The 12,259-nt window shown below is 71.5% G+C and carries 11 protein-coding genes; 5 read left to right on the forward strand and 6 right to left on the reverse strand.

Annotation, left to right across the window (positions count from 1 at the left end):
* Positions 1 to 4 precede the first annotated feature (4 nt).
* Positions 5 to 775, reverse strand: coding sequence for a DeoR/GlpR family DNA-binding transcription regulator (locus OHS59_RS33635; RefSeq protein ID WP_055511202.1), 771 nt, complete (start codon positions 773 to 775; stop codon positions 5 to 7).
* Between the two features lie 306 nt (positions 776 to 1,081).
* Positions 1,082 to 1,918 (reverse strand): NAD-dependent epimerase/dehydratase family protein, encoded by an 837-nt coding sequence (locus OHS59_RS33640; RefSeq protein ID WP_328497111.1) that lies wholly within the window; start codon positions 1,916 to 1,918, stop codon positions 1,082 to 1,084.
* Between the two features lie 298 nt (positions 1,919 to 2,216).
* Here OHS59_RS33640 and OHS59_RS33645 point away from each other — a divergent pair, with 298 nt between their 5' ends.
* Both OHS59_RS33645 and OHS59_RS33650 read left to right on the forward strand, forming a co-directional pair.
* Positions 2,217 to 3,158 carry a 5-dehydro-4-deoxyglucarate dehydratase gene (locus tag OHS59_RS33645; protein WP_328497112.1) on the forward strand — a complete coding sequence of 314 codons (942 nt, stop codon included), beginning with the start codon at positions 2,217 to 2,219 and terminating at the stop codon, positions 3,156 to 3,158.
* Positions 3,155 to 4,327: a hypothetical protein gene (locus tag OHS59_RS33650; protein WP_328497113.1), complete on the forward strand. Its 1,173-nt coding sequence runs from the start codon at positions 3,155 to 3,157 to the stop codon at positions 4,325 to 4,327. The genes OHS59_RS33645 and OHS59_RS33650 overlap by 4 nt, the downstream gene beginning before the upstream one ends.
* Positions 4,328 to 4,666: 339 nt before the next feature.
* Here the strand turns inward: OHS59_RS33650 and OHS59_RS33655 are convergent, their stop codons facing one another.
* Positions 4,667 to 6,607: a leucine-rich repeat domain-containing protein gene (locus tag OHS59_RS33655; RefSeq protein WP_328497115.1), complete on the reverse strand. Its 1,941-nt coding sequence runs from the start codon at positions 6,605 to 6,607 to the stop codon at positions 4,667 to 4,669.
* 91 nt (positions 6,608 to 6,698) lie between these two features.
* Positions 6,699 to 7,667 carry an NAD(P)-dependent alcohol dehydrogenase gene (locus OHS59_RS33660; RefSeq protein WP_328497116.1) on the reverse strand — a complete coding sequence of 323 codons (969 nt, stop codon included), beginning with the start codon at positions 7,665 to 7,667 and terminating at the stop codon, positions 6,699 to 6,701.
* Positions 7,668 to 7,838: 171 nt separating this feature from the next.
* On the opposite strand from OHS59_RS33660, the gene OHS59_RS33665 reads away from it, so the two are divergent.
* Positions 7,839 to 8,453: a TIGR03086 family metal-binding protein gene (locus tag OHS59_RS33665; RefSeq protein WP_328497117.1), complete on the forward strand. Its 615-nt coding sequence runs from the start codon at positions 7,839 to 7,841 to the stop codon at positions 8,451 to 8,453.
* 2 nt (positions 8,454 to 8,455) lie between these two features.
* On the opposite strand, the gene OHS59_RS33670 is transcribed toward OHS59_RS33665, so the two are convergent.
* Positions 8,456 to 9,595 carry a sensor histidine kinase gene (locus OHS59_RS33670; protein WP_328497118.1) on the reverse strand — a complete coding sequence of 380 codons (1,140 nt, stop codon included), beginning with the start codon at positions 9,593 to 9,595 and terminating at the stop codon, positions 8,456 to 8,458.
* On the reverse strand, positions 9,588 to 10,298 hold the full coding sequence (locus OHS59_RS33675) for a response regulator transcription factor (protein WP_328497119.1): 711 nt from the start codon (positions 10,296 to 10,298) through the stop codon (positions 9,588 to 9,590). Before OHS59_RS33675 ends, OHS59_RS33670 begins: the two co-directional genes overlap by 8 nt.
* Before the next feature lie 210 nt (positions 10,299 to 10,508).
* Between OHS59_RS33675 and OHS59_RS33680 the strand changes: the two genes are divergently transcribed.
* Positions 10,509 to 11,006, forward strand: a complete 498-nt coding sequence (locus OHS59_RS33680) for a M15 family metallopeptidase (protein WP_443061659.1) — start codon at positions 10,509 to 10,511, stop codon at positions 11,004 to 11,006.
* A 23-nt stretch (positions 11,007 to 11,029) separates the two neighbouring features.
* Positions 11,030 to 12,163: an endonuclease/exonuclease/phosphatase family protein gene (locus OHS59_RS33685; RefSeq protein ID WP_443061660.1), complete on the forward strand. Its 1,134-nt coding sequence runs from the start codon at positions 11,030 to 11,032 to the stop codon at positions 12,161 to 12,163.
* The last annotated feature ends 96 nt before the right edge of the window (positions 12,164 to 12,259 follow it).

A 12,259-nucleotide genomic window follows, 5' to 3' on the forward strand; every position in this document is an offset into this window, starting at 1 on the left:
GTGATCAGACCCGGATGACCTGGGGGCCCTGCATCGAGTAGCGGTGGGCCTCGGAGGCGGGGAGGAACGTGCTGGTGACGATCGCCTCCAGGGCGCTGATCTCCGCGAACCGGCAGAAGCTGACCGCGCCGAACTTGGTGTGCACGCCCGCGAAGACCGTGCGCCGCGCGGCCCGGATCGCCTGTGACTTGACCTCGCTGACGGCCGGGTCGGGGGTGGTGAGGCCGTGTTCGCGCGAGATGCCGTTGGCGCCGATGAACGCCAGGTCGATGACGAAGCCCGCGAGCATCTTCGTCGTCCAGTGGTCGACGGTGGCCAGCGTGCCGGGCCTGACCCGGCCGCCGAGCAGCAGGACCGTCTTGTTGTCGGCCTCGGCGAGCGCGCCCGCGGTGGCCAGGGACGCGGTGACCACGGTCAGCGGCCGGTCCCTGGGCAGTGACTCGGCGATGAGCTGGGGGGTGAAGCCCTCGTCGACGAAGACCGTCTCCGCGTCGCCGAGCAACTCGGCCGCGGCTGCCGCGATCCGGCGCTTCTCGGGTACGTGGCTGGTGGCGCGGAAGGCGAGCGTCGTCTCGAAGCCGGCGCTCTCCACGGGGTAGGCGCCGCCGTGCGTGCGGCGGACGAGGCCGTGGTCCTCCAGGGCGCGCAGATCGCGGCGCACGGTCTCCCTGGCGACGCCCAGCTCGGCCGCGAGCTCGTTCACGTCGACGGCACCTGTACGGCGGGCGGTCTTCACGATCTCCCGCTGCCGTTCCTCCGCGCTCATGCCCGACACCCGCTTCCGCTCCCTTGCGTACTGCCCGTTCGGGCCCGTTCGACCCTTGGGGGAAGTTCTACAGCGGGTACGCGCCACTGACCAGGTCTGTTGCGGGTCCGATGGCGCCCGTGTGTGCCCGTTGGGTGAGACGGACGCCCGCGCCGGACCTGCGGCGGAGCGTAATTCGGGCAGTCGGCGTGCCCGAACGGCGGGGCGGACGGGCCCGTTCGGTGCCCGTCCGCCCCGTGAGGTCGTCCGTATGGAGTGGCTGGAAGTGTCGGCGGGGCCCGGTACGGCCGTACGGGAGCCCTGGTGACGGAAACGTCAGTACGGCCACACCGGGGGGTTCGTCACGAAGGCGCCGCCGAGGCAGGCGTGGTCCGGATTCGCCGGGTCCAGCTCGCCCTGCTCCGCGATCAGCTTCTCCGCGTACTGCTCCGAGTCGTCCCGCGGCTCGTAGCCGAGCGCGCGGGCGGTCGAGAGGTCCCACCACAGGCGGGTGTTCGCGGAGGAGCCGTAGACGACGCTGTGCCCGACGTGCTCGGCGGTCAGGGCCGCGTGGAAGAGGCGGGCGCCGTCGCCGGGGCTCATCCAGACCGACAGCATGCGCACGGTGGTCGGCTCCAGGAAGCAGGAGCCGATGCGCACGGAGACCGTCTCCAGGCCGTGCTTGTCCCAGTAGAACTGCGCCAGGTCCTCGCCGAACGCCTTGGACAGCCCGTAGAAGGTGTCCGGGCGGCGCGGGGTGCCGATGGGGATGAGGTCGCCCGGCTCGTGGGGCGCCTCGCCCCCGGGGCGCGGGGTGAAGCCGACCGCGTGGTTGGAGGAGGCGAAGACGATCCGCCCGATGCCCTCCTCGCGCGCGGCCTCGTAGAGGTTGTACGTGCCCTCGATGTTCGCCTTCAGGATCTTGTCGAAGGTGGACTCCAGGGAGATGCCCGCGAGGTGGATGACGGCGTCCACGCCCCGGACGGCCTCGCGCAGGGCTTCCTTGTCGCCGAGGTCCGCGGTGATCGCGTCCGGCTCGCCCTCGATGGGCAGCATGTCGAGGAGGCGCAGCTCGTAGCCGTAGGCGGGCAGCAGCCCGCGCATCAGGGTGCCGAGGCCTCCGGCGGCGCCGGTGAGCAGAACGGTGCGGGGAGCGGTGCGCGGAGCGGGCATCCTCGGGTCTCCTAGAATCAGCAGCCGTATGCGTATGCGTAATCGTGTACGGCATTCACATCCATGGACAAACTAGGGATCGTTCGCCGCTCGCGTCAAGTGTCGCGCGGAGGTGGGGGATCCGCTGCCGTTCGGTCTCGTCTCCGGTCTTTTATTGCTCCGATATTGCTCCGGGAATGCGGGTTGGCCCGCTTGACCGGTCCCGACGGCGCGCTTTAGCGTGGGCGAGTTCAGAGATATAGACGCAAATCAGAAACGTGCACGGGTGGCGTGTACGTACATGCTCTAGGGAGAGCCCGTGTCGTCAGCCCCCCTCGCCGCTCGACTCAATATTGCCAGCGGGCCGCTGTTCTTCCCCGTCACGGCGTACGACCGTGACGGAGCCGTCGATCTGGACGTCTACCGCGAGCACGTCCGGCGGGGCGTCGAGGCCGGCGCCGCCGCCGTCTTCGCCTGCTGCGGCACCGGCGAGTTCCACGCGCTCACACCCGAGGAGTTCCAGACTTGCGTCCGGGCGGCCGTCGAGGAGACCGCGGGCCGGGTGCCCGTCGTCGCGGGCGCCGGCTACGGGACCGCGCTCGCGGTGCGCTACGCGCGCCTCGCCGAGGAGGCCGGCGCCGACGGGCTGCTCGCCATGCCGCCGTACCTCGTGGTCGCCGGGCAGGAGGGGCTGCTGCGGCACTACACGGAGCTGGCCGACGCCACCTCGCTCGACATCATCGTGTACCAGCGCGACAACGCCGTCTTCACTCCTGAGACCGTGGTGGCGCTGGCCCGCGCCGAGGGGGTCATCGGCTTCAAGGACGGCACCGGCGACCTCGACCTCATGCAGCGCATCGTCAGCGCCGTACGGTCCGAAGTGCCGGGCGACTTCCTGTACTTCAACGGGCTGCCGACCGCCGAACTCACCGGCCTCGCCTACCGGGGCATCGGCATCACGCTCTACTCGTCCGCCGTCTTCTGCTTCGCGCCCGAGATCGCCCTCGCCTTCCACCGCGCCTTCGGCTCCGGCGACGACGCGACCGTCAACCGGCTGCTCGACGGCTTCTACCGGCCGCTCGTCGAGCTGCGCGCCAAGGGCCGCGGTTACGCCGTCTCGCTGGTCAAGGCGGGTGTACGGCTGCGGGGGCTCGACGTGGGCGAGGTGCGGTCACCGCTGCACGAGCCGGCCGAGGACCACATCAAGCAGCTCGCCCAGCTGATCGAGCGCGGCTACGCGCTGCTGGAGGAGGGCAAGTGAGGGCGTCGACCTTCGTCTATCCGTGGGACGTCAACGGCGACCCCGGGGCGGCGGCACGCATCGCCGGACTCGGAGTGCGGCAGGTGACGCTCGCGTCCGCCTACCACTCCACGCGCGCGCTGACCCCCCGGCATCCCCGGCACCGCATCGTCACCGCACGCCACGCGGCCGTGCTCTACCCGGCGGACCCCGGGCGCTGGCAGGGGCGCAGGCTGCGGCCGTACGCCGCCGGGGACTGGGCGCCCGGTGACGCGTACGGGGAGGCCGCCGCGGCCCTCGCCGGGGCGGGCCTCGACGTGCACACCTGGGTGGTCCTCGCCCACAACTCCCGTATGGGCGAGGAGTTCCCGGACACCTCCGTGGTCAACGCCTACGGGGACCGCTATCCCTGGGCCCCCTGCATCGCTCAGCCCGAGACGCGCGCCTACCTGACCGACCTGGCCGTCGAGGCGGCCGTCCGGCCCGGGGCGGCGGGTACGGAGCTGGAGTCCCTCGGCTGGTACGGGCTCCCGCATCTGCACGCCCACGACAAGACGTCGGGCGTGGCGCTCGGGGACGCCGGGACGTACCTGATGTCGCTGTGCTTCTGCCCGTCGTGCCGCGCCGGGTATACGCAACTGGGTTACGACGCCGATGAGTCGGCGGCCTCGGTCCGGCGTGCCCTGGAGCCCGTGTGGCGCGGCGAGACCCCGGCGGGGGGCTGGGAGGCCGTGGAGAAGCTGCTGGGCGGCGAGCTCGCGACGGCCACGCGCGCGTGGCGTGACTCCGTCGCCCGCTCCCTCCAGACGGAGGTCGTCGGCGCCGTGCGGGCGGCGGGCCCCGAGGGCTTCCGGATCCTGCTGCACGCGGACCCCGACTCGTACCACGTGGGCGCGAACGCCGGGGTGGACCCGGAGCACATCCTGGCGGTCGCCGACGGGGTGGTCGTGCCGTGCGCCGCGGGCGGGGTGGGGCTGCTGGCGCCCTTCGCCGCGCACGCCGTCGAGGGGAACGTGGTGGCGGCCAACTTCCCTGTGGTGGCCGGGATGGGTGGGAGCCCCGCGACGCTCTTCGACGATGTGACGCGGGCGGGCGAGGTCGGGGCGACCGAAGTGCGGCTCTATCACGCGGGGCTGGCGTCCGAGGAGGATCTGACGCTGGTGACGCGGGCGTTGGCGCGGCTGCGCTGACGCGGGCCGGCTGCCGCCGCCGGGCGGGACGGGTACTGGCCTGTGCGGGCGGTGGGGGCTTGTTGCGCAGTTCCCCGCGCCCCTTGAGGGCCGTACGGCCGTGCGTTTGTTCTTACCTGCGGGCCGGTCGGTGCCGGCCGCGCAGTTCCCCGCGCCCCTCAAAAGCGGGGCTGCGCCCCAGCTTTTGCCCCTTGAGGGGCGCGGGGAACTGCGCACTCAGCTTCAACGCGCCCGCAGGTGTGAGCGCATGGGTCAGGTGGGGGCTTTCAGGGGCGCGGGGAACTGCGCGGTCGACCCCCGCCGGCCCGGGGTTACGAACACTCGGGTCAGAACCGCGCACTAGTGCGCGCTCACGCGCTGCGCGCGTAGTTCGCGTATCTTCCGCGCGAGTTCGGGATCCGGCCGCCAGACGTCGACGTCCCGTTCGGCCAGTTCGTCGTACACGGGACTGGGCTCTCCTCCCCACACGGCCCTCAGGACCTGGAGAGGCAGCCCGATCTTCTCCAGCGACGGCATGTCGAGGAGCGGGCGCAGATCGTCGTCGGCCAGGGAGTGGCAGCCGTCCAGTTCGACGCCGACCAGGTCGGGCAGAGAGCGCAGAGCGCTCAGGTCCTTCAGCTCGTCCATGGTGACATACAGGACGCGGAGGTTCTCGTGACCGGCCAGGCGGGAGAGGTCCCGCCAGTCCATCTCGTGGCTGATGTGCAGTTCGGTGACCGGCCCGGCCGGGACGTCCTCCACGCGCGGGCAGTGTTCGAGCATCAGCTTCCGCAGCCCGGGACAGCCCTCCAGGGCGTGCAGCGAGCCCAGGTTCGGCATGTTGCGGAACCACAGCTCGTCCACCGGGGCACCGGCCAGGCCGCCGGGGTCCACGAACACCGGGCAGTACGAGACGAAGAGATGGCGCAGCGCGGGCAGTTCGCCGAAACCGTCGAGGCCGGTCAGCGAGGGGGAGTGCTGTATGCGCACCTTGCTCAGGGCGGGCAGGTCACCGGGAGGACCGGGCCGGCGCAGGCTCCGGCAGTGGGAGACGTCCAGTACGGCCAGGTGGTCCTGGCGTTCGAGGCCCTCCAGGGTGACCAGGCCGTCGCACCGGTCCACGTGCAGGGACAGGAGGCCGGGCACGGCTGCGAACGGCGTGAGGTCACGGAGCTGCCCGAGCCCTCGCAGGACGAGTTCGCGCAGCGACGGCAGCCGCGTGAGCGCGGAGAAGTCCCGCAGGGCGGGGCAGTCGGCGAGCTGTACCGACTCCAGGGAGCCGAGTGTGTCGATGCCGTGCAGGGAGGTGAGCTGTTCACATCCTTCGACGGTCAGCTTCTCCGGCCGGGCGAGCGCGGACATCCCGCTCAGGTCCGCCAGCCGGGAGCAGTTCCTGATCTCCAGCTCCTGCAGGAGGGGGTGCGCGCCGAGCCCTCTGAGGGTCTCCAGGCCGGGGCAGTCCCGCAGGATCAGCTCCGTCAGGCCGGGCATCGCGTCGATACCCGTCAGATCGCGCAGACGGCCGCAACTGCGCAGGTCCAGGCGGGTCACCGCGGGAACGTCACGCAGGCCGGTCAGGTCGCGGACGCCGGTCCAGCCGAGGTCCAGGTGGGTGAGCCGGGTCAGCCCGGACAGCTGGGAGGCGTCCTTGAAGGAGCGGCAGCCGTGCAGCGACAGCGTCTCCAGCGCGGGGAACGCCTCGGTGAAACCCTCGGCGGACCGCACCCCGGTCATGCTGAGGTCCAGCTCCCGCAGTTTCCCCAGGGGCAGCAGCGGCGCGGTGTCCCGCACCGCCCGGCAGCGGTGCAGGTTGAGCCGGGTCAAGCCGGTGAGGCCGCTGATCGGGGTCAGGTCCTCGACTCCCGCGCAGCCGTTGAGATCGAGGTCGGTGAGGCCGGTGAGCGCACCCGCCTCGGTGAGGTCCGTGACCTCCTTGCAGCGGTGGATGTGCAGACCGCTCAGCATGGTGAGATGGCGCAGGCCGGTCAGTGAGGTCATCCGGCGCAGCCGTATCGAGGTCCGGTTCTCGCGCACGAGGGCGGGGGCGAGCAGAGCGGCGCAGAACCCGTCCGGGTCGGCCACCTGGGGCCACAGCCGTAGCAGCGTCTCCGAGGAGGGCTCGGCCGCGCTCTGCGACTCGGCGGCCAGGGCGAGCGCTGTTCCGTCGTCCCGGATCAGGACGAGTTCCCCGATGGCCTTGCGCATCCTGACCGGCTTGCCCGTCGCCAACAACGCGCGCAGTTCGTCCAGTCGGGAGGCAGAGGCGGCAGCGGTGTCGTTGCCGACAGTGCTTGAAGTCATGGCACGACACCATAGGAGGTGGGTCCGACAGCGCCCGGACTCCGTTGACGCGGCGCTCGCACCCCGCGTCGCGACCCCGGGCCCGGCGCCGTCAGACCGTGATGACGAGCTTGCCCCGGGGGTGGCCCTTCTCCAGGTGGCGAATGGCCTCCGCGGCTTCGGCGAGGGGGTAGGTGCGGTCGACGGGCGGGACGAGTTTGCCGTTCTCGGCGAGGTCCTTCAGGGTCAGGAGGTCCTCGCGGCGGGCGACGGAGACGAGGTTGCGGAGGTTCTGTCCGACGAACGGCGAGAGCAGGACGGCCCGCAGGCCGCGGCTCAGGCCGCCGAACATGGCGGTGCCGCCCTCGCCGCCGACGATCACGAGGGTGCCGCGCGGGGCCAGGACGCGGCGCAGCACGGGCAGGGGGCGCTGGCCGGCGTTGTCGATGACGATGTCGTAGCGGTGCGGGCCGGCGGCGATGTCCTCGGTGGTGTAGTCGATGACGTGCGCGGCGCCCTGGGAGCGTACGAAGTCCGCGCCGCCGGGGCCGCACACACCGGTGACCTCGGCGCCGTGCATCGCGGAGAGCTGGACGGCGTAGCAGCCGACACCGCCGGAGGCGCCGATGACGAGGACCTTCTGGCCCGGCTTCGGGCGGGCCGTGCCGGTCAGGGCCTGAAGGGCGGTCATGGCCGACACGGGGAGGGCGGCGGCCTGCTCGAACGTGAGGTTGGCCGGTTTGTGCGCGATCTTCGAGGCGTTCGCGCAGGCGTACTCGGCGAACGAGCCCTCGCAGTTGCCGAAGACCTCGTCGCCCGGCTTGAAGTCGGTCACCTTCGACCCGACGGCCTCGACCCGTCCGGCGCCGTCCCAGCCCCGTACCGGGTTCTTGGGCTTGCGCAGCCCCAGGACGGCGCGCGCCACCAGGGGCCGGCCCGTCATGAGGTGCCACACCTCGGGGCCGAGACCGGCCGCGCGGATCTCGACCAGCACCTCGTCCTCGCGGGGGACGGGACGCTCGATCTCCCGCAGTTCCAGAAGGTCCGCTGATCCATAGGCATCCTGAACGATCGCCTTCATGGCGTGACTCCCCTTGCGGTCCCCGACACCGGGCATCCCGGCTGTTCCGAGCATCTCCGCAGCTCGAACGTCTGACCAGACTCCGGAGCATGATCTTGGGAGTGGAAGCGATGAGTTTCCGTACGGCCGACGGTCTACCCCCTGAAGACCCTGCGACGAGAGGAGCCCACCATGGGTGACGGAGAGACCATCCCCACGGCCCTTGACCTGGGGCCGCAGGCCCTGATCGTGGCGCGCGTCGCGGACGCGGTGCGCGAGGACCAGCTGGCGGACGCGACCCCGTGTCCGGACTACGCGGTACGCCATCTGGTCGGGCATCTGACCGGCCTCTCCGCCGCCTTCCGGGACGCCGGGCGCAAGGATCTCGGGGCCACGACGGACACCGCGCCGACGGCCGGGCTGCCGGACCTGACGCCCGGCTGGCGTGCCGAACTGCCCAAGCTGCTGGTCGAGTTGGCCGAGGCATGGCGCGATCCGGCGGCGTGGACGGGGGAGACCCGGGCGGGCGGTGTGGAACTGCCCGGCGAGATCGCGGGCATCGTCGCCACCGACGAACTCGTCGTGCACGGGTGGGACCTGGCCCGGGCCACGGGACAGGAGTACGTCCCCGACGCGGCGGCCCTGCGGGCGGCGTACGAGATGCTGGCCGCGTCCGTCGACGACCCGTCGCGCGGGAGCATCTTCGGCCCCGTGGTGCCCGTACCGGAGGACGCGCCGCTGCTGGACCGGGTGATCGGGCTGAGCGGGCGGGACCCGGGGTGGAAGGCCGCCGACGGGGGCCGCTGAGATCACTTGCCGCTTCCGTTTCCGCTGCCGTTCCCGGCCCCGGGAAGTTCCACGGTGACGCGCAGTCCGCCGGCGGGGCGCGGGGTGAGAGTGAGTGTGCCGGCGTGCGCTTGGGTGATGGTCTTCACGATCGCCAGGCCGAGACCGACACCGACGCCCGCCCGGTCGGTGTGTACGCGCTCGATGCCGCGCCGGAACGGCTCGGTGAACGTCGAGGCGAGCTGTGCGGAGATCTCCGCGCCGGTGTTCTCGACAGCGATCACCACACGGCCGGGACCGCCGGGGTGGACGCCGACAGTCACCCACACCCTGCCCTGGTCGGGCAGATTGTGCACGATCGCGTTCTGCACGAGGTTCGTCGTCAGCTGGAGCAGGAGCGCGTGCGATCCGACGGTGGGGGTGATGTCGCCGCGCGTCTCAAGAGTGACGCCACGCTTCTCCGCGAGGGGCAGGAGTGTCTCGGCGGCCTCCTCCGCGAGGAGGGACAGGTCGACGTCTTCCGGGGCGAAGGTCCGCTGCTCGGCGCGGCTGAGCAGGAGCAGCGCCTCGGTGAGGTCGATCGCCCGGGTGTTGACGGCGTGCAGGCGCTCGATGACCTCGCCGCGGTCGTGGTCCGGATCCGTGCGGGCCACGTCGAGAAGCGCCTTGGAGATCGCCAGCGGGGTGCGCAACTCGTGCGAGGCGTTCGCCGCGAACCGGCGCTGTTCGGCGACGTGTTCTTCGAGCCGGGCCAGCATCGAGTCGAAGGCGTCGGCGAGTTCGCGGAACTCGTCCTTGCGGCCGGGCAGCCGGATGCGGTGGGAGAGCGCTCCGGCCGAGGCCAGCCGGGTGGCGCCCGTGATACGGGTCAGTGGGGCGAGCATCCGGCCGGCCAGGACCCACCCGCCGACGAGGCCGAACACCAGCAGGAACGCCAGCACCGCGGCCGCCCTGGGGGCGAAGACGCGCAGGAGGCCGGACCGGATGGGGAAAACGCCGTTCATCGCGTGGTCGTCGGCGTTGATGAGCATCGCGCGGTCGGGGACGTAACGCAGGAGGAACAGCCACACCGCCGCGAGCAGCAGGACACCGGCGAGCATGAGGAACCCGGCGTAGCTGAGGGTGAGTCTGACGCGAACGCTCAGCCCGGGTGCCCTATCCACGCCCGCCTCCGTCGTGTCCGTCTTCCTGTCGGGTGTCGACGCGTTGGCTGTCGATGCGGTAGCCGACGCCCGGCACGGTCGTGATGAGCCAGGGTTCGCCGAGCCGTTTGCGCAGTGCCGAGACGGTGATGCGCACAGCGTTGGTGAACGGGTCGGCGTTCTCGTCCCACGCGCGTTCCAGCAGCTCCTCGGCGCTGACCACACCGCCCTCGGCGCCGACGAGGACTTCGAGCACGGCGAACTGCTTCCTGGTCAGCGCGACATAGCGGCCGTCGCGGTAGACCTCGCGGCGGAACGGGTCCAGCCGCAGGCCCGCGATCTCCCGCACGGGTGGCCTGCTGTGGGCCCGCCTGCGGTCCAGCGCTCTGAGCCTGAGCACGAGTTCCTGCAGGTCGAACGGTTTCGTGAGGTAGTCGTCGGCGCCGAGTGCGAACCCGGTGGTCTTGTCGTCGAGACGGTCGGCGGCGGTGAGCATGAGGATCGGCATGCCGCTGCCGGAGGCGACGATGCTCCTGGCGATCTCGTCGCCGGACGGCCCGGGGACGTCCCGGTCGAGTACGGCGATGTCGTAGGCGTTGACGCTCAGCAGTTCCAGCGCGGTGTCGCCGTCACCCGCGAGGTCCGCCGCGATCGCCGCCAGGCGCAGGCCGTCGCGGATTGCTTCCGCCAGATAGGGCTCGTCCTCGACGATCAGCACACGCATGTGCTTGAGGCTACGAGCCGACACCTGTCGTCGGCGTATCGAAAACCGGATACATGCGGGCAACATCGTGCTGCCTTGACTGGGGGTATGACCCGAAAACCACCATCAGCGCGATTACCGGGCCGCCGGATTCGATGGCTCCTTCCCGTCGTCCTCGCGGGCGTCCTGGCAGGTGTCATGGCGGCGATCGTCGTGACCCTCGGTCACCAGATGCCGAAGTCCTGGTTCCGGCCGAAGTCCTCGCTGTCCTCCTTGTCGTCGGCCGACGGTGTCGTCCCCGACGGCGTGACGGTCTTCGACGACGAGGTCCCGGCCGTGGTGAACCTGGATCCGGATCTGCTCGACGCCCTGCGCCGGGCCGCGACGGCCGCCGCGGACGACGGGGTCGAGTTCTACGTCAACAGCGGCTGGCGTTCCCCGAGATACCAGAACCAGCTTCTTCGTGAGGCGGTCTTTGCCCACGGATCCCAGGACGAGGCCGCCCGATGGGTGGCCACCGCGGCGACGTCCCCGCACGTGTCGGGGGACGCCGCCGACATCGGGCACTCCGATGCGGCGAAGTGGCTGTCCGGGCACGGCGCCCACTACGGGCTGTGCCAGATCTACCGGAACGAACCCTGGCACTTCGAACTGCGCACCCGGGCGATCGGCCGTCGCTGCCCGCCCATGTACGCCAACCCCACCCAGGACCCGAGGATGCAGCAGTGACCGACAGTGAGCGGGGACGGACGATGACGCAGGCCGACACGGGTGATGCGACCGGTACGGCTGACGTGACCGAGACGCCTGACGTGACCGGCACGGCTGTCGTGGCCGGCACGGGCGATGTGACCGGCACGGTGGGCACGACGGTCGCGGCCCGTATCCGGCGGGCGGTCCGCGTCGGCCTGCGGCGGCCGGAGCCCTGGAAGCGCGGCCCGGTGCTCACGGCGCTGGCGCTGCTGCTGGGCCTGTCCATGCTGCTGCACGCGAGGATCCCGAACCGGATCGGGAATCTCGGCAGCCTGGTGGAGACCTTCCTGCCCTGGCTCGGCCTGTTCGTTCCGGTGCTGCTCGCCGGGGCACTGTGGCGCCGCTCCGCCTCCGCGGTGCTCGCGCTCCTGTTGCCGGTCACGGTGTGGCTGAACCTCTTCGGCGGGCTGCTCGGCGACAAGTCCCACCCGGGCGGCGACCTCACCGTGGCGAGCCACAACGTCGGCGCCGGCAATCCCGATCCGGCCGGCACCGCCCGTGACCTGGCCGCCTCCGGGGCGGACGTGCTGGCGCTGGAGGAACTGACCCCGCAGGACCGCGGCACGTACGAGAAGGGGCTGGCGAGGACCTACCCGCACCACACCGTGCTGGGCACGGTCGGGCTGTGGAGCAGACTGCCGCTGTCGGACAGCCGGCCCGTCGACATCCGGACGGACGTCGGACCGCTGGCGGACACCAAGCCGGCCGAGGACAGGCTGGCCGACAACCGGGCGCTGCGCACCACGGTGGCCACGGACCGCGGGCCGCTGGCGGTGTACGTGGCCCACCTGGGGTCCGCGCGGGTGAATCCCCGGGCGGGCTTCTGGACGGAATCGCGGGACAGGAACGCCCTGGCGCTGGCTGAGGCCGTCGCCGCCGAGCCGAACGAGCGTGTGGTGCTGCTCGGAGACCTGAACGGCACCATGGACGACCGCGCGTTCGACGGCCTGACCTCGCGGCTGGAGTCGGTCCAGGACACGGCGGGGGGCGGCTTCGGTTTCACCTGGCCGGCGAGGTTCCCGGTGGCGCGGATCGACCAGATCCTGGTCCGCGGTGTGCGGCCGGAGAGCTCGCGGGTGCTGCCGGCCACCGGCAGCGACCACCTGCCGGTGGCCGCCGCGATCAGCTGGTGAACCCGGCCCGGGTGAATTCGGGTCGAACCGGGGCCGACCCTCGGCCGCCGGACGTCGACGGCAACTTCTTTTGTCGGAAGCATTGACGAAACACAG

It is taken from the genome of Streptomyces sp. NBC_00414 (genome assembly GCF_036038375.1).
Classification (GTDB): Bacteria; Actinomycetota; Actinomycetes; order Streptomycetales; family Streptomycetaceae; genus Streptomyces.

What these genes read in the sequence shown, in the direction of transcription:
- OHS59_RS33640 (WP_328497111.1), bottom strand. Translation starts at nt 1,918, where the DNA reads ATGCCCGCTCCGCGCACCGCTCCCCGCACCGTTCTGCTCACCGGCGCC.
- OHS59_RS33655 (WP_328497115.1), bottom strand. Translation starts at nt 6,607, where the DNA reads ATGACTTCAAGCACTGTCGGCAACGACACCGCTGCCGCCTCTGCCTCC.
- OHS59_RS33660 (WP_328497116.1), bottom strand. Translation starts at nt 7,667, where the DNA reads ATGAAGGCGATCGTTCAGGATGCCTATGGATCAGCGGACCTTCTGGAA.
- OHS59_RS33665 (WP_328497117.1), top strand. Translation starts at nt 7,839, where the DNA reads ATGGGTGACGGAGAGACCATCCCCACGGCCCTTGACCTGGGGCCGCAG.
- OHS59_RS33675 (WP_328497119.1), bottom strand. Translation starts at nt 10,298, where the DNA reads ATGCGTGTGCTGATCGTCGAGGACGAGCCCTATCTGGCGGAAGCAATC.
- OHS59_RS33680 (WP_443061659.1), top strand. Translation starts at nt 10,509, where the DNA reads ATGCCGAAGTCCTGGTTCCGGCCGAAGTCCTCGCTGTCCTCCTTGTCG.
- OHS59_RS33685 (WP_443061660.1), top strand. Translation starts at nt 11,030, where the DNA reads ATGACGCAGGCCGACACGGGTGATGCGACCGGTACGGCTGACGTGACC.